Annotated in this window: 18 protein-coding genes and 4 pseudogenes; 3 read left to right on the forward strand and 19 right to left on the reverse strand. The window is 34.9% G+C overall.

Annotated features, from left to right (window positions below; all coding sequences use genetic code 11):
- Window positions 1-156: 156 nt before the first annotated feature.
- A complete protein-coding gene (locus AACL19_RS02430; RefSeq protein WP_339046423.1) occupies window positions 157-1,131 on the reverse strand; it encodes an Rpn family recombination-promoting nuclease/putative transposase in 975 nt (324 codons plus the stop codon).
- 229 nt (window positions 1,132-1,360) lie between these two features.
- Here AACL19_RS02430 and AACL19_RS02435 point away from each other — a divergent pair, with 229 nt between their 5' ends.
- Both AACL19_RS02435 and mutL read left to right on the forward strand, forming a co-directional pair.
- Window positions 1,361-1,669: a phospholipase D-like domain-containing protein gene (locus AACL19_RS02435; RefSeq protein ID WP_339046425.1), complete on the forward strand. Its 309-nt coding sequence runs from the start codon at window positions 1,361-1,363 to the stop codon at window positions 1,667-1,669.
- Between the two features lie 83 nt (window positions 1,670-1,752).
- Window positions 1,753-3,600 (forward strand): DNA mismatch repair endonuclease MutL, encoded by a 1,848-nt coding sequence (gene mutL, locus AACL19_RS02440; RefSeq protein ID WP_339046427.1) that lies wholly within the window; start codon window positions 1,753-1,755, stop codon window positions 3,598-3,600.
- Window positions 3,601-3,741: 141 nt separating this feature from the next.
- On the opposite strand, the gene AACL19_RS02445 is transcribed toward mutL, so the two are convergent.
- From AACL19_RS02445 to AACL19_RS02455, 3 genes and pseudogenes are all read right to left on the reverse strand, one after another.
- Window positions 3,742-3,954: an ankyrin repeat domain-containing protein gene (locus tag AACL19_RS02445; RefSeq protein WP_339046653.1), complete on the reverse strand. Its 213-nt coding sequence runs from the start codon at window positions 3,952-3,954 to the stop codon at window positions 3,742-3,744.
- Entirely contained in the window at window positions 3,935-4,252 is a 318-nt protein-coding gene (locus AACL19_RS02450) for an ankyrin repeat domain-containing protein (RefSeq protein ID WP_339046429.1), read from the reverse strand. Before AACL19_RS02450 ends, AACL19_RS02445 begins: the two co-directional genes overlap by 20 nt.
- 175 nt (window positions 4,253-4,427) lie before the next feature.
- A pseudogene (locus AACL19_RS02455) lies at window positions 4,428-5,289 on the reverse strand (patatin-like phospholipase family protein).
- Between the two features lie 17 nt (window positions 5,290-5,306).
- On the opposite strand from AACL19_RS02455, the gene AACL19_RS02460 reads away from it, so the two are divergent.
- Window positions 5,307-5,831 (forward strand): phospholipase D family protein, encoded by a 525-nt coding sequence (locus AACL19_RS02460; protein ID WP_410519869.1) that lies wholly within the window; start codon window positions 5,307-5,309, stop codon window positions 5,829-5,831.
- A 3-nt stretch (window positions 5,832-5,834) separates the two neighbouring features.
- On the opposite strand, the gene AACL19_RS02465 is transcribed toward AACL19_RS02460, so the two are convergent.
- The 15 genes and pseudogenes from AACL19_RS02465 to AACL19_RS02530 all read right to left on the reverse strand — a co-directional run bounded on the left by AACL19_RS02465 (window position 5,835) and on the right by AACL19_RS02530 (window position 17,686).
- Window positions 5,835-6,062, reverse strand: a complete 228-nt coding sequence (locus AACL19_RS02465; RefSeq protein ID WP_339045309.1) for a hypothetical protein — start codon at window positions 6,060-6,062, stop codon at window positions 5,835-5,837.
- Window positions 6,063-6,176: 114 nt separating this feature from the next.
- Entirely contained in the window at window positions 6,177-6,707 is a 531-nt protein-coding gene (locus AACL19_RS02470; protein ID WP_339045308.1) for an ankyrin repeat domain-containing protein, read from the reverse strand.
- 55 nt (window positions 6,708-6,762) lie between these two features.
- Window positions 6,763-7,719 carry a phage late control D family protein gene (locus tag AACL19_RS02475; RefSeq protein ID WP_339045307.1) on the reverse strand — a complete coding sequence of 319 codons (957 nt, stop codon included), beginning with the start codon at window positions 7,717-7,719 and terminating at the stop codon, window positions 6,763-6,765.
- Between the two features lies 1 nt (window position 7,720).
- Entirely contained in the window at window positions 7,721-7,924 is a 204-nt protein-coding gene (locus AACL19_RS02480; RefSeq protein ID WP_339045306.1) for a tail protein X, read from the reverse strand.
- Window positions 7,899-8,264 carry a phage tail protein gene (locus AACL19_RS02485; protein WP_339045305.1) on the reverse strand — a complete coding sequence of 122 codons (366 nt, stop codon included), beginning with the start codon at window positions 8,262-8,264 and terminating at the stop codon, window positions 7,899-7,901. The genes AACL19_RS02480 and AACL19_RS02485 overlap by 26 nt, the downstream gene beginning before the upstream one ends.
- Window positions 8,264-10,573: a phage tail tape measure protein gene (locus AACL19_RS02490; RefSeq protein ID WP_339046431.1), complete on the reverse strand. Its 2,310-nt coding sequence runs from the start codon at window positions 10,571-10,573 to the stop codon at window positions 8,264-8,266. Before AACL19_RS02490 ends, AACL19_RS02485 begins: the two co-directional genes overlap by 1 nt.
- A 109-nt stretch (window positions 10,574-10,682) precedes the next feature.
- Window positions 10,683-10,934 carry a phage tail assembly protein gene (locus AACL19_RS02495; RefSeq protein WP_339046433.1) on the reverse strand — a complete coding sequence of 84 codons (252 nt, stop codon included), beginning with the start codon at window positions 10,932-10,934 and terminating at the stop codon, window positions 10,683-10,685.
- A 36-nt stretch (window positions 10,935-10,970) separates the two neighbouring features.
- A pseudogene (locus AACL19_RS02500) lies at window positions 10,971-11,470 on the reverse strand (phage major tail tube protein).
- A gap of 24 nt (window positions 11,471-11,494) precedes the next feature.
- Window positions 11,495-12,622 (reverse strand): annotated as a pseudogene (locus AACL19_RS02505) (phage tail sheath C-terminal domain-containing protein); the annotation flags it as partial.
- Between the two features lie 67 nt (window positions 12,623-12,689).
- The gene (locus tag AACL19_RS02510; RefSeq protein ID WP_339045301.1) at window positions 12,690-13,256 is read right to left on the reverse strand and encodes a hypothetical protein; all 567 of its coding nucleotides are present in this window, start codon (window positions 13,254-13,256) and stop codon (window positions 12,690-12,692) included.
- An 89-nt stretch (window positions 13,257-13,345) separates the two neighbouring features.
- Window positions 13,346-14,389: a hypothetical protein gene (locus AACL19_RS02515; RefSeq protein ID WP_339045300.1), complete on the reverse strand. Its 1,044-nt coding sequence runs from the start codon at window positions 14,387-14,389 to the stop codon at window positions 13,346-13,348.
- A 1-nt stretch (window position 14,390) separates the two neighbouring features.
- Window positions 14,391-14,585 (reverse strand): hypothetical protein, encoded by a 195-nt coding sequence (locus AACL19_RS02520; protein WP_339045299.1) that lies wholly within the window; start codon window positions 14,583-14,585, stop codon window positions 14,391-14,393.
- Window position 14,586: 1 nt separating this feature from the next.
- A complete protein-coding gene (locus tag AACL19_RS07035; RefSeq protein WP_410519845.1) occupies window positions 14,587-14,748 on the reverse strand; it encodes a hypothetical protein in 162 nt (53 codons plus the stop codon).
- A 200-nt stretch (window positions 14,749-14,948) separates the two neighbouring features.
- On the reverse strand, window positions 14,949-15,767 hold the full coding sequence (locus tag AACL19_RS02525; RefSeq protein ID WP_410519844.1) for a hypothetical protein: 819 nt from the start codon (window positions 15,765-15,767) through the stop codon (window positions 14,949-14,951).
- A 4-nt stretch (window positions 15,768-15,771) separates the two neighbouring features.
- Window positions 15,772-17,686 (reverse strand): annotated as a pseudogene (locus tag AACL19_RS02530) (DUF4815 domain-containing protein).
- Window positions 17,687-17,694 lie beyond the last annotated feature (8 nt).

Here is a 17,694-nt window from a genome sequence, read left to right on the forward strand (position 1 = left end):
TTTTAAAGCAAAATAAATTTTCTGCTTTAAATAGATATTACGATTCTATGTGAGGTAGAAGGTGTAAAACAAGAAATTGGAAAAAAACTAACTCTAAATAAAATTTAAAACTTCTTAAAGCTATCATAGATCAGATTGGTTGTATTAGCAAGAATATTATGTTTGTAATTTTTTAATCTCACTTTCAGATAGACCAGTTATCTCGGCTATGATATCTATAGACATTCCAGCCTTCAGTGATTTTTTGGCCACTTCAATTTTCCCTTCAATTTTCCCTTCAATTTTCCCTTCAATTTTCCCTTCAATTTTCCCTTCAATTTTCCCTTGTTGAGTACCGATTTGTATGCCTCTTTCTTCGCCAATTTTGATGCCTTGTTCTCTGCCTTCTTTTTTACCTTTTTCAGTAGCATCATCAAGTTTTTGCTCTAAAATAGCAGCTTCCTTCTGAAAATCTAAAATTCTTTCTTCATATGCTACTAGATCTTTTTCGGTCCAACCTGATTTATCCAGCTCATCATACGCTAGCTTTATTATTGGTTCCTGTTTTGCAATTTTCCTTAAATCTTCATCAGTTGTTTCTTCTGCATATTTGAAAAAGAAGCACCAGCGCTCTACAACTGTTTCCAGATGTTCCACCTTACTTTTCGCAAATTTAGGTAACTCTATAAAAACAAACTGAAAATCCTTTAAGTAATGGCCATTGGTCTTAATGTCGCGAATATTATGGGTAGAGATATATTCAACTTCTTTAGGAAAAAGAGTACAATTGGAAATAGCAATAAAGAAAACTTTCTTAAAATCAATATAATTACCAGACTGTCGTGAATAAGCCTTAGCAGCATAAAGTTGAGCACGTTTTTCAAAACCTTTATCTCTTGCAACCTGCATCTCCGCAATATATCTATTACCATGAGAATCCTTACAGAGAACGTCAACAATGCTTTGTTTATCAGAAGCAATCTCTGGATTCATTATAGTGCTAAGGAATTCAACTTCTTGTATTGCACTTTCTCCATGAAACTCTAAAATATCATTAAGGAAGTGAATAAGAATATTTTTATTCTTCTCAGTACCGAAAATTCGTTTAAAGGTTAGGTCACATTTTGGATCTAAAAACTTAGAAAAAGCCATATAAAGAAAGAGAATAAAATATTAATAATTATACACTATTTAAAGTAACTTTACAAAATTAAAATAGCAGCTTTAGTCTTTTATGGTATCATATTACAATTAAAAAATAAACATAATATGAAGTATCTTGTATTTATTCTGTCTGTCCTGGTCTCATTGCATAGTTATGCATCTACTTGTCCTAGTATAGAAGTTTCCTGGTGAAAATTGTATCCAAGAAATTGTTAGCATGTTAGATAAGGCTGAGAAGTCTATACTATTACAAGCATATGAGTTCACCTCAAAGCCTATTGTAAATGGGGTTATAGCAGCTAAAAGGAATGGTATAGCAGTGCAAGTTATTCTCGATAAAAGTCAGGTAAAACACAAGTACAGTATTCCAATTGTCAAAGAGCTATTAAGTAATGGAATTCCGGTGTGGATTGATAACAAACCTGCAATAGCTCATAACAAAGTGATGATAGTAGATGGCAAAAAAGTAATAACTGGTTCATTTAACTTTACAGCTGCAGCACAAATGCTGAAAACTTGCTTATAATTGATGACGATGTCACAGCTAAAAAATATACAGAAAACTGGTATAAGAGGAAATAAGCCTGCGTCAATAGATGTTAAAGTGTTATGGCGATAATTCTATTAGATGCAAAAACAATTAATCGTATAGCAGCTGGTGAGGTTGTAGAACGTCCAGCTAGTGTGGTAAAAGAATTAGTAGAAAACGCTATAGATGCCGGTAGCAGAGAAATTGAAGTGAAAGTAGAAAGTGGTGGGCGTAATCTCATTACTGTTTTAGATAATGGTACTGGCATAGAGAAGGAAGATATTGAGCTAGCATTTAAGCGCCATGCAACTTCTAAACTTAAAAATGATGATGATTTGATGGAAATAAAACATTTAGGGTTTCGTGGAGAAGCACTACCTTCAATTGCTGCAGTAAGTAGAATAAAACTTTCATCGCGAGCAAAAGCTGCTTGGAGTATAGCTTATGAAGGTGGAGAAAAGGTGATGGATCTTACTCCTGCTTCTATTCCAGGTGGTACAGAAATTGAAGTAAGGGATTTGTTTTTTGCCACTCCTAATAGACTTAAATTTTTAAAAACTGAAAGAGCAGAAACTCAAGCAATTGTTGACATTATAAATAACTTGGCCATGATAAACCCCAGCATCGGTTTTACTCTTAGCGCCAATAACAAAAGGCTTTTAAAATATAATAAGCAAGAATCACTACTGTTTAGGTTACGCGAGATTGCCAAGGAATTTGCGGAGAATTCTCTTAAAGTGAGGGAAGAAGAGGATGGTACAGGCGTAACAGGCTACATCTGCAAACCAACAGTAAACCGTGGTAACTCTACTATGATCCATACTTTCGTTAACAATAGGCCAATTAAAGATAATATGCTCATAGGGGCCATAAGATATGCATATAATGATTTTATTCCTAGTGGCAGGTACCCAATTGTTGTACTACATTTAGAAGTGCCTTACGATCAGGTAGACGTGAATGTGCATCCCAATAAGCTAGAGGTAAGATTTAGAGATAAAAAGCTTATATATGAGGTAATCACCAGGGGATTAATTAAAGCCTTATCAACAAGATTAAGTGATAAGAAAGATATTCCTTTGAGCCCATTTGAGAAATTTATTGCCGATGATAAGATTAGTGAAAACAGTAAGGTAAGTAAGGATAATAGAAGGAATCAAGAATTCTATTCCAAAAGACCATCTCCTTTAGAAAGTTCGTTAATGAATAAATTCCTCTCTCCTGATTTAGAAACAAAAAGGGATAGTTTTTTAGTAGATAAACCATACTCTTTGGATCTACAAAAAGAGTTAAAACCTTCTCAGCAAACAGATATTTTAACTAAAGAGCAGATAAATATAGTAGAAGAATATCCTTTAGGGCTTGCACGTTGTCAGGTTTATAACACTTATATCATCGCGCAGTCAAAGGATAAGCTAATTATTGTTGATCAACATGCAGCTCATGAGAGGCTGGTTTATGAGTATTTAAAAGGGGTAATAAAAAAGTCAGGGATTAAAAGACAAAAATTACTTATTCCTGAAACTGTAGTAATAAGTAGCCATGCTGGAGAACTTATAGCAAAATATAAAGATAAACTGAGTGAAATGGGTTTGGGTCTTGAGATTGCCTCAGATACACTAGTGACAGTCAAAGAAACCCCAGCAATTTTTGGTGCAATTAATGTCAAAGAAACGGTATTGGATTTAGCCGATAATCTGATAGCGATGGAAGATACTTTACCAATAGAAGATAAAATGAAAAAAATTTGTGCAACCATCTCCTGCCATGGATCAATCAGAGCGGGGAGAGCTATGAAACTTGAAGAGATGAACACTATGCTCAGGCAAATGGAAGAGACAGCATTTTCTGGCCAATGTAACCATGGTAGACCCACCTATATAGAAATGAAACTCTCTGACATTGAAAAGCTTTTTGAGCGGAGATAATCTTTACTCAGGTATGTAATCTGTTCCTATAATAAAACTCAAAAGCAATTGTTCAATCTCTTTATTTTTTGAGCGATATCCAGAGCTGTCATAATTATCTCTAAATAAATGTTTGCTTAGTAATAATTCAACGATTCTTTTTTAATTACTGCAAGATGTAAAGTCATATTCTCCTTGCGCATTAACGTTAGCATTATTTTGTAATAGAATCTCTACAACGTTTTCACAATTATTTAAAACTGCAATGTGCAGGGGTGTATTTAGATCTTTATCTATTACATCAACATATCCACCACTTTTTATGAGCATCTTCAGAATTTCATTATTTTTGCTGCTAAATGTATAAGCTAGCAGTCCTCATATCTGCACCATTTTTTATCAACAATTTCTTCATAGCCAGGTTTAAAAGAATATTTAAATGGCCATTTTTACTAGCAAAATGTAAAGCGATGTTGCCGTTTCTATCTCTAACATTAACCTTAATGCCTTTTTTTACTAAAAATTCTAATATACCTTTCCAATTATATTTAGCAGCCAGATGAAACATTTTTAAACCAAGTATACTATTAACCAGAGGGTATAATAATGAGTTAATATATTTACCTTTATTAACTTTTCTCGCTATAGCATTTAAATCCTTATCAATCCCCATACTGACCTCCATAGAGCGTTATATAATAAAGTATGTGCTCTTCAGGGTTAGGATAGTATTAATATTTAGCAAGAGAAATGTTTAAGAGAAATACTCTTTATACGAGAAAGTATTTAGTAAACATTTAAAAAACTTCTGGTGCTGGATTTAGTAAAAATCTATAATATTTATGCTACTATCTGACAAAATTCTTCATCTGGGCTTCTTTTTTTAAGTCCTTGATATTTTTGGCAGTAGTATTGTCTATCTCAGCTGATGCAATTTTTAATTGAGATTGTATTCTTATATACTTATCTCCCATTACTTCACCCAGTTGATAATCAACAGCATCAAGCCAAACATAATATCCAGTAAAGGCTTAACCCATTGCCTAATCTTTTTGAGCTACTATATTTTATGGTTCTTTCTAATGTACCTGTACCAAGAGATAGAATAGTTATGTCATCATTTGGAAATAACCTCTTGCCACTAGCATATCCGCAGGCAGCAGGATTATTGGCAAAGATTCCCCCATCAATCAGTACTCTATTTATTTGATTAATTTTAAGATGTTTAGGGGTAAAGTAAGTGGGTGCTGCAGTTGTAGCTCTTAAAGCATCTTTTAACTTGATAAGATTTCTATCCTCTCGCCAGTTTTTAAAGAAGAAAGGACAATGATTATCTATATCGTAGCTAGTTAACAGGAGATTACTTAAAGTATTGCTCAAAGTATCCTCACCAAAATACCCAGTTAGAACATGTTCAAGATTCTTATATGAGTACTCTGCACCATTAAACCAAGCAATTGCTTTTCTTAAAAAGAAGGATCTAAAGATATAAGATCCATACTTTTGATAAAAAATCTTGAGCAGAATATTTAGTTGATCATCTTTCTTGCATAACCCAGCAACAACAATGCCACCGGTTGAAGTACCAGCAATTAAATCAAATATTTGAGCTATTGGCTTTCTTGTTCTCTTTTCTATTTCTGCAAGAACAGTAGCAGGGATAATACCTCTGATCCCACCACCATCAACTGAGAGGATATATTTTGACATTGCTAAATACTAGATATTTGTTGATTTTATTAACGTGTTTATCTTTATCTGGGTGTATAGACTTTATATCTCCACTTTGCCCAAGAATTACGGTCTGTTTTACACCCGGAGAAAAATGTACTGAGCAGATAATTAGTACAATAGATCATTCTAAAAAGTCCATATTGGTTCAGGCCTACACATTTACTTCTAAGCCAATTACAGAGTCTTTAATTAAAGCGAAAAATCGAGGTGTTGACGTTAAAGTAATTTTAGATAAAACACAAATTCACTCAAAATATAGCGTTATCAATGAACTGTTTAAACAAGAAATACCAATATGGATTGACCTTAAACCAGAAATATCGCACAATAAAGTTATTATTATTGATAATCAAAAAATCATAACGGGGTCATTCAATTTTACTGCATCTGCTGAATTAAGGAATGCTGAAAATTTATTGATTATTACAGGCAATCATGCATTAACTGAAAAATATGTAGAAAATTGGAAGGAGCGCCAATTGCAGTCTAATCCTTATACACCAGCTGGAAAAGAATAATTATTACCTTGAGCTAGAAATTTGAATTTTAAACTCATCTAATTCTTCAGAGAGGTTTTTTACTCTTTCCTCAAGTATCAATACTTTTTCTATTAATCCATGTTCAATTAATTTATCATGCATGTGTACTCGAAAATCAAGCTTTGCGAGCCACCAGATTGTTGCCACTGTTTGTATTACCATTGTTATAATTACTGCTATTGGGATTTTTCCTATAGTTTGGTTTTTCATGCTTCTCCTCATTGCTAAAATGGTTTAAATTTTGATTAAAGTTTTTTGGTTAAAATGGGTTTAGTAAGACTAGAATGTTAGTATATATATTATCCTCTTTTGCTCAGTAGACTATTATTCAAATTTGTATTGCTTGTCTGCGTTATAAAGCAGACTTATAATCTCATTGTAGGGTTTATCTTTATTATGTCGTGATTCTATTACGGCCATATCTCTAGGATTTTTTTCGTCGTTATCTCTCACGTTAGGATTTGCTCCTTTTTTTAATAAAAGTTTAACAATCTCTAAACGACCTACATACGCAGCATGGTGTAAGGCTGTTCTTTTGCTTGTACTGCCATTTGTAGCGTTAATATCTACCCCTTTCTCTACAAAAAACTTTATAATTTCCAAACACCCTCCTCTTGCAGAATGAATTAGTGTTTTTGAACTAACACTTGAAGTACTATTTATGTCTAGTATATCCTGTACTAAGAATTTTGTGATTTCTAGATTACAACCTTCTGCAGCAACTTGCAATATTTGTTCATAATTGTTGGTAGCTTTTACTTTCATGCAATAATAAGTAATAAAAACACATATTACTGTTACTACAAGCCATATAAGGTTTAGACTGTTTTTTACATTTTTATTCGGCTTGTTCATATTTAACATTTTTTCTACATTAAATAGATAATTTATTTAATTTTTCTTAACCCTTTTATTTGTTAGATGCCACTAATGCAGTAAGATAACCTCTGCTATTTAAAGTATGTTCTACTTTGTTTATCATCCACGTACCATCTATTTCTTTGCCAAATTCTGCAAGATTAAGTCTAGCTTCAGTAAAAACTCGAGGATTACCTGGTATAGTTATATCTAAGGTTGCTGTGCTACGCCTTAGTTGTTTTAATTTTGCTTGAGCTGCACCTAGTGCTAATTCTGAGCTTGAGTAAACTTCCCGCATGACATAACTTGGACTACCAACTCCAGCTGTTTCTGAAATAGTTTCTCCCTTTTCGTAATTATACCATTTTGCTATCACAGAATTATAACGATTGCGTACAGTAAAACATGCTTGCCAGTTAATTACATCTTGAGGGGTGATAGCTATTGCTTCTAAAGTTTTCCCTGATACTGATTTTGACTTTCCTTTAGAGACAAAGATTATATATCCACCTATAGGCTTAACTATTGCTCCATGTTCTCTAGCTATTTTAGTTAAAAAACTCATATCACTCTCATTGATTTGATAAGTATGCCGCACTAAGATATCTTTGAACTCTGTAGCAACTTTAGCTCCATAACCATGCTTTTGTGCTATTTGTTCTACTAAATCACCTAAAGTAATCTGATGCCACTGTTTTGATACCTGTTCTTTTAAAGACTTCTTTAAATTAGCAACATGAGCTTTAATCCTTACTGTTTGTGGTGGACTTTGTATTATTACTTCATTGGCTACATAAACTCCCATGGGAAATAACCCTGTCTCCTTATATCCAAGAAATACCTTTAAATTACCTGCAAACTCTAAAGCACCATTTTCATAATTAAAACATATCTCAGCTTCATCACTGGTAGTGCCAAGTTCATCAGTAATACGCAGCGATATTAACCTATTTTTCAAATTCTCTATAACAAAGCTTTCTCCTGTGATTATATTAAAATCAGGTATCATTTTAATCTAAAATTCTTACAATGGACTTTTGTAACATCTTCTCAAGCTTAGGCAACTTAATCTTAAGTCCTGCGGGCAAAAAACTACCATATTCTGCAAGTCCAGGATTTTCCTCTAACACTTTTTCCACAGCTCCAGAAGTAAAGCCATAATGTTGATGACAGATATAATCTAAAACTTCATTCTCTTGAGTATGGTAATACATAACGTTTTAAACTTAAGCTAAATTCAATCTTTCTTGGCAAACCAGAAGGGAGAAAGAATCTTTGCCTTTCTTCTATATGAGTAATAACAAAATGCCCAAAGATAAACCCTGAAGCTTGGGCTAAGATATGGGGTATTTGCTTTACCCATGACTCTCTCATATTAATTAGATCATTAAAATGCAGCTGCGGATAGATTATTCCTTCCAAATCAATATGTTCTACCCCTGAACCAATATTTTGTAATGATATTTGACCGATGCACTCAACTGCATGCCATCTTTGCTCTTTATAGTATCGTAAGCTTGTTGGTAAAAATTTATATGGTCCAAGTGACAGCATTAATAAACCTCTTCTACTATATCAAAAAGGGCGCCACGTGCTTGTTCTCTTATTCTTCTTATAACTTCATCAGCAAGACTACAAGTATCTTGATTAGGCTCTGCTTTAATACTGATATTATAATTATTAGTAATATGTTGAGTTTTATTGAAGGTTTTCTCTTCCTTATTTTCAAATTTACTCTTGATAAACTCTTTAAATATCTTGTCAGTATCGTCTTTAGAGTTACTCTCAGCAAACTTTTTCTCTTCAATAACGCTATTTACCTTAAAATTCTTAAGAGTATTATTTTTAGAAAACTCTTTTGATGTGCTGCTACTTAAAGGGGAATATACACTCTTTAAAATAGTGTTTTGAGCAGACTTCTTCTTAAATAGTGAAACAGTATTCTTAAGTGGAGAAATAGCAGTATTGCTTATCCAAGCAAAAGCCTCACCAATGGGTTTTATAATTGATTTAATATACTCCCAAAAACTAGCAAAGAAACTTTTCACCTTTTCCCAATTGCTAATTATAAGAGCTGCACCAGTTACAAGTCCTGCAACTGCTATACCTATAGGATTACTGATCACAGCTAGTGCTATGGTTTTTAGTCCTAAAACTACTGCTGGAAATACCGATGAAGCTAATTTAGTAAATGCTAGAGTAAGCGGTCCATGCATAATAGCTACTAGTGCTAAAGCTCCACCTTTAATAAAAGTGAGGGCATAACCTAGTCCTACTGCTGCTATTTTAAAACCAATCAGAGCAGTAGTAACTCCCACCACTGCTGTAGTTATTTTGGGATATCTCTCTGCAAATTGAGCTATGCTGGTAGATATAGCTTTTAAAGCTCCAGTGATTGTATTTAAAGTAGGGAGCATAACTGCACCTAAATTCATACCAACTTCAGCCATTGAATTTTTAAGCAATTGTAGATTATTGGCTGTAGTACTTGCACGATTATCAAACTCTTTCTGCATAGAATTTTCATAATCTCTTTCTTGAGCAACCAGCTCTATAGCTTTTTTATACTTATCTAAACTACCAACTAGCAGGGCAATATCATCTTGATACTCAAGGCCAAAGAGCTTGTATAAGATTTTAGAACGTTCCTGGCTATCTATTTTCTCTAGTGCTGCAAGAAATTTCATCAGTGCTCCTTGGGCATTAGATTTGATGGCTTCTTCAAGCTCTTCTACGCTTAACTCCATTTCCTCTAATGTCTCTTGGAACTCACTACTTTGCTCTCCTGCAGTTTGGAGTTTACTGAGCATAGCATTTATTGCTGTTGCCGCTTTAGCTGGTTGTTTACCTAAACTAATAAAGCTATTAGCTAAACTGCTTGCTTGAGTAACGTCCAAGCCAAACTGTTTTGCTGTACCACCAATTATATTTAAAGTTGCCACCATTTCTCTGGCTTTGGCTGCAGTATTATCAGATAAATGGTTTATTACATCACCAACTTTACCCATTTTATCAATGCCAATATTATAAACATTGGAGAGTTTAGCAATGGCATCACCCGCTTCTTCTGCCGTCATATCAAATGCGGTAGCCATTTTAGCTACTGTATCTGTAAATTTAGTGAGATCTTCTTTTGCAATACCAAGCTGACCACCACTAGCAGCGATTTGGGCAAGTTCTGCTGCTGATAAAGGTATAGTACGTGACATTTCTTTTAGCTTATTAGCAAAATCGGTAGCTTCGCTTGTATTAGGAGTAAATTCTACCACCTTCTTAACATCAGCCATAGCAGATTCAAAATCAATAGCAACTTTTAGTGGTGCTGCAAGTGTTACCCCTAATGCTATGGCATCTACCATTTGAGATCTAAGGTTTGCTCTCTGTGCTAAAACCTCTTGCTGTTTTTTTATAACTGAACCAAGTGCATGATAACGGCTTTTTAGCTTTTCAGCTGATGCTCCGAGTTTAAGTTGACTACGAACCAGAGACTCTATATTCTGGCCACTTTTTCTTATTTCTAGATTTAATTGGTAGAGGGCTTCTCTTTTGTGCAAATAAGCTGCTTTTGCCTTAGATGTCGATAACTTAATCTTATTAAATTCTGTTTGCAGAGCTTTACTTGGTTTTTCGGTTAGTTTTATCTGTTTAGCTAAGGATTTTACTTGTCCTTCTAAATCTTTCCAGGATTTTTTGGCAGTCAATGAGTCACGAGTTAATTGCTTAAACTTAGATACTGATTGCATTGATAAGTCAAGTTGCCTGATTGTACTGCCAAGACGAGAAAGCTGAGCTGTACTTCCAGTCATAGTACTACTAAAGCTACCATCCAGTACTGCGCCGATTTTTATTGAAAGTGTTGACATTTAATTTCCCTTGCTACTTTAAACCAAAGAATGAATTCTTCTATTTCCATATCTAGAAATTGCTCAATCCCGCCACCTATAACAGAACTAAGCAATAGTACATTTAACCTTAAGTCCTTTGTGACGGAAAAAAACCTTTTAACACTTCCTGTACCTTAACGTAATCAGTAATATCTAACTCTTCTATGGCTTCCCTGGTAACAGAAGCAAGGTTAGCAGTTAAAGCCACTTCTCTTGCCAAATCACTACCATCAAGACGATCTATAGCTAAGTAATCCCGCACTTTTGGCCGTCTAAGAGTAAGCTCAGAAATAACAGAGCCATTGGCAGTAATAGGTTCATTAAGTAATATTGTATTCATATTATCTCCTGTAATTAAATTAATGTTTTAGTATATTTACAGCCCTAAAGCCGTTTGCAGTAGAGTCATCTGATCGACACCGTTGATCTTACGCATCATATTCTCAGCATCGATTTCAATGAGTTCTTTGCCTCCTATGGTAAGTTTGTAATAGTGAGCATTGACCATACATTTAAGAGTTCTCCAGGTTTCCAATTACCAAAATCAAGTTCTCTAAAGGTACCTCGTAAATTGATCACCACTGCTTCAATATTATTATTACCACTTCCTTGGAGTCCTCCCCTTAAGGTTAAAGGTACTGAATTGCCATCTGTTAAACCAAAAAGTCTAAAAAGCTCAGTGTCATACTCAGCAAAAGTAAGCTCAGCTTCAAGCTTTTCCATCCCCATATCAATACTTACTGGGATATCCATCCCTCCAGCTCTATATTCTTCAGTTTTGATAGTAAGTTTAGGTAAAGTGAGCTCATCAATGCGACCAGCATAACCTCGACCATCAACAAAGACATTAAAGTTTTTTAAAATTTTCGGTAACATAAAATTTATCCCCCTATTTAAATTTTAAAATATCTCTTTTATATTGCTATCAGCTAAGTACGAACGGAACGTTATCTGCTCAGCTGGATAAGATGGAGTAAACTTAAAATCAAAGTAAACCCTGCCACTTGTAATGTTTGCAGGAGTATTAAGCTCTGGTGAAGGATAACACTTACCAGCAAGAATTGCTCCTTGTGCCTTTAAATGTGCTAAATAAGAGTTCACACTTTCAATAACATCATCAATGTAGGTTTTACTAATGTTACGATCAACTGCCCAAAGATGAGCACGCAGAACACTATCATTGATTAAATCCGCTGTTCGTCTTACCGATAAAAATGCCCATTTAGGATCAGAGGAGCAGGTTCTGTTTCCCCATAATCTATAGCCGTTTTGGTGAATAATGGTTGCAACTTCATTCTCATTTAAGTAATTAGCTCGAGAGTTTAAATCACCTAAAGTAAAATCTATAGCTCGACTCGTGCCAAAAGTACCATTTATCTCTTGATTTGAAGGTAAAACCCAAGTTCATTGTTAACTTTAGCAATAAGTCCAGCAACAAATGGGCTTGTAGGTAAAATTTCTTCTTTACTATCAATAAAAACTTTAACCCAAGGATCAACTGCATAAACTCTGCTACTGCCAATACTTTTGCGATATTTAACTGCCTCTTCATCATTAGTATTGGGGCCGTCAGCAACTATAATTGCTCTTAGCTTCTCAGCTATGGGGATTAGAGCACTAATTACTGGATTTTTAGGTTTTTCAGTATTTGACTCTGTTTTAGATAACTGCTGAGTAAAATGAGGAGCAACCAGTATTCTTGGAGTCACATGTTTCACTACTTAAGAAAGCTTCTATACCTTGATATTCTCCGGTTTTTTTATCTATTCCTCCGATAATATTTTTAAGTGTTTCGCCATCTTTTAAAAGAGGATCACTATTTTTACCCTCCTCAACCCTAATAACTACTACCGTTGCTCCAATTTGTGCAAAGATTGCATTGATAGCTGCAGGAAGAGTACCCTTCTTACCAAGTTTAGCTGCTTCTTTTAAGCTTCCTGCAATCAGTGATGGTTTGTTCAATGGAAATACATTACTATCGCTGTCTGGAGCAGTACCAATAACGCCAATTACTGCTGATTTATTGGTACCTTGGACCTGAGGTTATCTCAACAACCCATGGAAGAATTGGTCATTCATATATATTTATCCTTTTTTAAGAAGCTTGAGTTTCTTTAATAAAATCATTGAGAATGTTTTGTAGCTCCTGGTCAGTTTTAGCTTCTTTAATTTTTTTCTTGGCTAAGCTTTCAAGCTCTTCACATTTTATTATGGCCTTTATCGCTTGGTTTACCCTTTCTTGAATCAGCTTGGCCATCTCAACTATCGATATGTCACGTACTTTAGCTAAAGGTGCAATAATTTCTGTATCTTGATTATTTAAAGGTTGCTTTGTTTCCTCTGCCTTGAGAATATTTCCTGCAGCTTGAGCTTGAATATCATATGATTTGGCTTTGTGATGAGAATAACCCACATATGGCCCAGTATAATTATGGAAGTAAATATTAAGACTTGTAAGTGCTGCAGATTTAGCATTCTGTAATAATTCTAGTTTTATATCCTCATCGCTACACTGTGCAATCTCTCCACCTTCCGTTAAACAATAGCTTTTTTGCCAACTAAAATCTCTTGGAGCCTCATGCCATCCCTCATCTTCTGGTTTACTTTCAAGGGTAGTGGTTTCAACTTGTTTATTATTTACAAAACGAATATAAATAGGCATTTTCTAGCTCCAAATCTGATAAACATATTCTAATCCTGGGCACTGCAAAGCCCGAAGTGTTCTCTCCCTGTCAATCTCAAGCCCAGTGGTTAAAAAGCTGCTACATAAATACCAAAGTACATAAATTGGGCGTAATAACTGCTAGTATTAGTGTAGTAATACGGTGAGGTATAAAGCACAATTGCTACTGTTTTCTCCGCCGGAATAACTATAGTAGCCGAGCTTGATAATTCCGTACTTGTGCTATTATGCTTTTGCACATTTTTCCAGGTCACTGTTGAAGTCTTTTCTTTATTAGGATTGATTGCATCTGGGGTACCAACAAATACTCCGGCACCCTCATAACCAGAACTCCATCCTGATGAACCAGTAAAATTTAATGTTCGAGTTATATCTTCTTTACTGGTGTTCTTAACAAAGATTACTCCCAGTAATGCATATGGATATTGATACACGTTTGTACTTACAGCGTAACGCAAATACATCTCCTTATAAAGAAATGTACCATTTGTCCCTTGAAGAAAATAAAGCTGTGGCGGCTTATAAAAACTACAATATCTAGTACTTTCCTTATGAGCCCCAGCAAGAAAAGCAAGCATGTAATTAGCACCGGTTGTACTACTGTACCATTGGCCAAGTTCACTAGAGAAGTTACTTGATCCCCAATTATCATTATATCTATTTAATATTCCAAATAATAAAGGTACTGATCCAGGTGCAATCATACTACGGCTTTTTATCTCCTTGCTTAAATCATCAACTGCCCCCTTAATTTGATCTAGATTCCCACTACTATCAATTGCGGCAATATTTGCATCTTTTCTCGTATCAAGTAATGATAAGCTTTCTATACTTTTATCATCGATGTTTTTTAATGATTGTTTTTCCAGCTGAGAAATAGCAGTTAAAGCCTTATCTTTAGTGGTGTCTAATTTATTTAAATGACTCGTTGCACTATCTAGAAGTTCTTTTAATTTCTCATCAGTTATATTTACAATATCAAAAACTGTGCTCTGTCCCGCTATAGATTCTAACGCTTTAGCTAAATAGGCTATCTTATCAGGGGTAGCATCTATTGACAATTCCTTAAGTCTTTGCTGCAGAGCATTAACTACTTCTTTGACGATGGTCATTTTATTTCCATAAATTTAAAAAAGTTTCAAAACTAAAACGGATAAAAGCATCTTTGAGATTTAAGTGTTCACTTTCTTGTAAGCTAATATCCTTATCTATTTTCATAATGGTGTTACGGATACGAGCTACGTCCTCAGCAGCAATATTATCCGGGTGCGGTAATAAGTATCCACGCTCTGTTTTATCATCTTGCATACTATGTAATGACTATTCTCAAATTTCTCACTTTAGGGCGATACAGTGCTGTACCACTTAAGACTAACTTCATTCTGGTACTACTTGCATTAAAATTTATCAGCACATGAGTTCTCTCTACCTGAGATTCACCTATTGGCTTGCCAGCAGTTAAATCAATCAATTGCCACTCTCCCTCAGCTTTTTGGAGGTAAACTTTAACATCAGCAGTGCCTGGAAGAACAGCATCATAAGTAACTGTGACCTTAGTATCTACTCCTGCAGGAATACTTCTGGTAACATAATCTGCAGACTCTAAAAGATTACCAATGAACTCCTGGATAAAGCACCGGGCTTTTCTTCTCTGATCCTTTAATTCTACTTTTAGTTCTCCATTGAGCGCAGTATTAAAGGTAAATTGTCAGATAAATGATATTCCTCACCGTTCTCATCAGTCAACAAAACCTCAGCGTTAGTATCAAAAGCAACTCTTTCAATATTGGCTAGAACTATTAGATCTGAAGTTTTATCTGTAGTGATCTTGCCAAGATCAATGGTGTGGGTATTCTCAGTAAACCTTGCTGCTAAAAGTCTAAAAGTTAAATCCAAGTTTTGATGGGGAGTCCAAGTACTAGCGTTACTGGAAGAAAGCAATACCCCAATTTGATAAGGTTGACTGACAACAAAGCGACCATTTACCGCATCATATTTTCCTACTTCTGCTATTTTTACTGCAGTATTAGCATCGTCAGTAAGAACAACTAAAGCATACTCTTGCCCAGCTTCACAAAACACTGGAGGCCAAATAGCACGTGTTGTACTACCATTAGTGTTAACATCATGTGGTTCAATATAACTTTCAGCAACAACAGTTTGAGATGGTATGCCAATATTAGTTTCACGAATCTGCAGGACAACCCGTTTTGTCCCATTATTTGTAAACCATAAATCTACACCAGCAATATGTCTGCTTTCATTTAAAGTAAAAGTCTGAGCCAAAGGATCAATGCGTTTAGTGGCTATGACTCTTCTTCTCTCTTCGGTAGTGATTGTTCCACGACTGGTATAAGTTGCTTCAGCGTAACTACCTTGGTTACCAAAAAATTGTACAAGTTTTGTTCCCGCGGGAATATTACTTAGTACGGTAAATCTTCCTGTTATTTTTCCTTGGTTATCAGCTGTAAGCGGTGTAACTGCATTCATATTTTTAAGCTTCAGGTTTAATACTGATGGAATCAAATCTTAATTCTTTGAGTTCTTCATGAGGAACAAAGCCTTCAAGCTCAAAACTTTGAGTGGCCTGACGCATAAAGACAATTTGATTACTTCTACTACTTACAAGCTCTGTGCTGTTATTAACACTAAATCTACTAGTTATGGAACTGAGCCAATTAGTTTTTACTTCCGTCCAATGATCAACGCTTAAGTTAATTGTAGCTTTAGCTGGTACAGGATCAAAGGCTTGATAGGGATTAATTTTCATTTCTTTGGTTTGTAATAGTTGTTCTAATACTGGCTCAAGCTCATAGGGGAGAAGATAAGGCTTTGTTGCTTGCTTAAGATTAACTACTGTAGCAGTAATAGGTAGAGTCAGTTCTTTATTTACAATCGCTGCTGTTTGGGTAATACCTAAATCACGCATATCATCATCAAAAAAAGGATCAACAAATACCCCTTTCTTAGCAGTAGGCTCTCTTAAACTCGCATCACTACGCAAACGTTCTTCAGCAACTAGAGCATAAAGATCATTGATACTTTTTTTCATGGCCTCTAAGTCATTCATAGGTATGGCATAAATAGCATTATTTATTACTTTAGGGCTTTCTTTTTCGTGCCATTTTTGCTGAACATAACTAAGAGCAAGTTGTCCTACTGGAGCTTGAGGAATGGATGGTTGCCAAGGATGGGCTATGCCCTTTATTCTTCTAATTACCCCTTTGCTATCGATGGTGATTAAATCATATCTTGGCATTTTCCAGCTATAATCAACCAGGATTAAAGTTCCATCAACTGCTCCAATTACTTTACAACCTTGTTCATTTAAATCATGAGGAGAGGCATAAGTACGACAACGATAAGTGATTTGATAGCTACTACCTGGTGCTGGTTCTTTACCTGGTAATGACCAATCAACATCTCCAGCATGGAGTTTATAGTCTACAGCATTTTCATAAACAGTCTCCCCCTGCTTTATTTGAATAATCTCAAGCACAGCTGAGTCAGGTATAGGATCTACTGCTCCTGAATATGAGCCATGAGTTATGGTGATGGTTTTTTGTACAGTAATATCGACTTTTTTAATTTCAGTGATGGGTGAATCATTTAAAACAAGCTCCATTACTTTTTTACTATCGGGTTGAAAAGTATGAGGTTCTGAGGCAACAGCTTTAATATCTGGATCTTCATCAAAGTAAACACGTTTGCTATGGGGTAGAAGAGTTTCATAACCATCAACATGAGCTTTACCTTCACTGATCATGAATACTTGCTGTTTCTTGCCATCTTTATTTTCTCTAGCTAAAAATATTACCTCAAGGCCATTTACCACATAAGAGCCATTAGCTTCACGATCATAGCGAGCAAGAGCTGTGGTTACTATATTTGCTTGTGGTGGGGGAGAATGCTGAATGAGAATCCCATTTTCAATATGATAAATAGGATAGAACTCCAAATTTGAGTGATGCCCTCCGCTTGATATCCCCAAACAATAGTGCTTTTTAATCTTGCTGCTCCAACTTCTTGATAATTTCTTGTACCAACTGCAGGATCACGAAGACTTATATCCTCAAGTTCTGTAACTGTTAATTCAGTATAGTAAATACCAATACGAACTGTAGTACTTAGAGGAATGATAAACTCTGCAGCTTCAACTATTCTAACTGAGCCACGAAGATAAATTTTACCAAGCTCAAATTACCAGTCTTCTCATCAATAATGCAATTAGCTCCAGAGATAATATCGCCATCACTAAAAATAGCGTCTCTTATACCTTTAAGTTTAAAGAGAGCATAATCTTGAATCTCATTAAGTTCTGCTGATTGTAAACCTCTCCCTGCTAAGAATAGACTACGTTCATATCTTCTTTCTGGATTGAAACGATTATAATAACTATTGAGTGTCATAAAACTAA

Origin of the sequence: Candidatus Mesenet endosymbiont of Agriotes lineatus, assembly GCF_964019585.1 — a bacterium.
Classification (GTDB): Bacteria; Pseudomonadota; Alphaproteobacteria; order Rickettsiales; family Anaplasmataceae; genus Mesenet.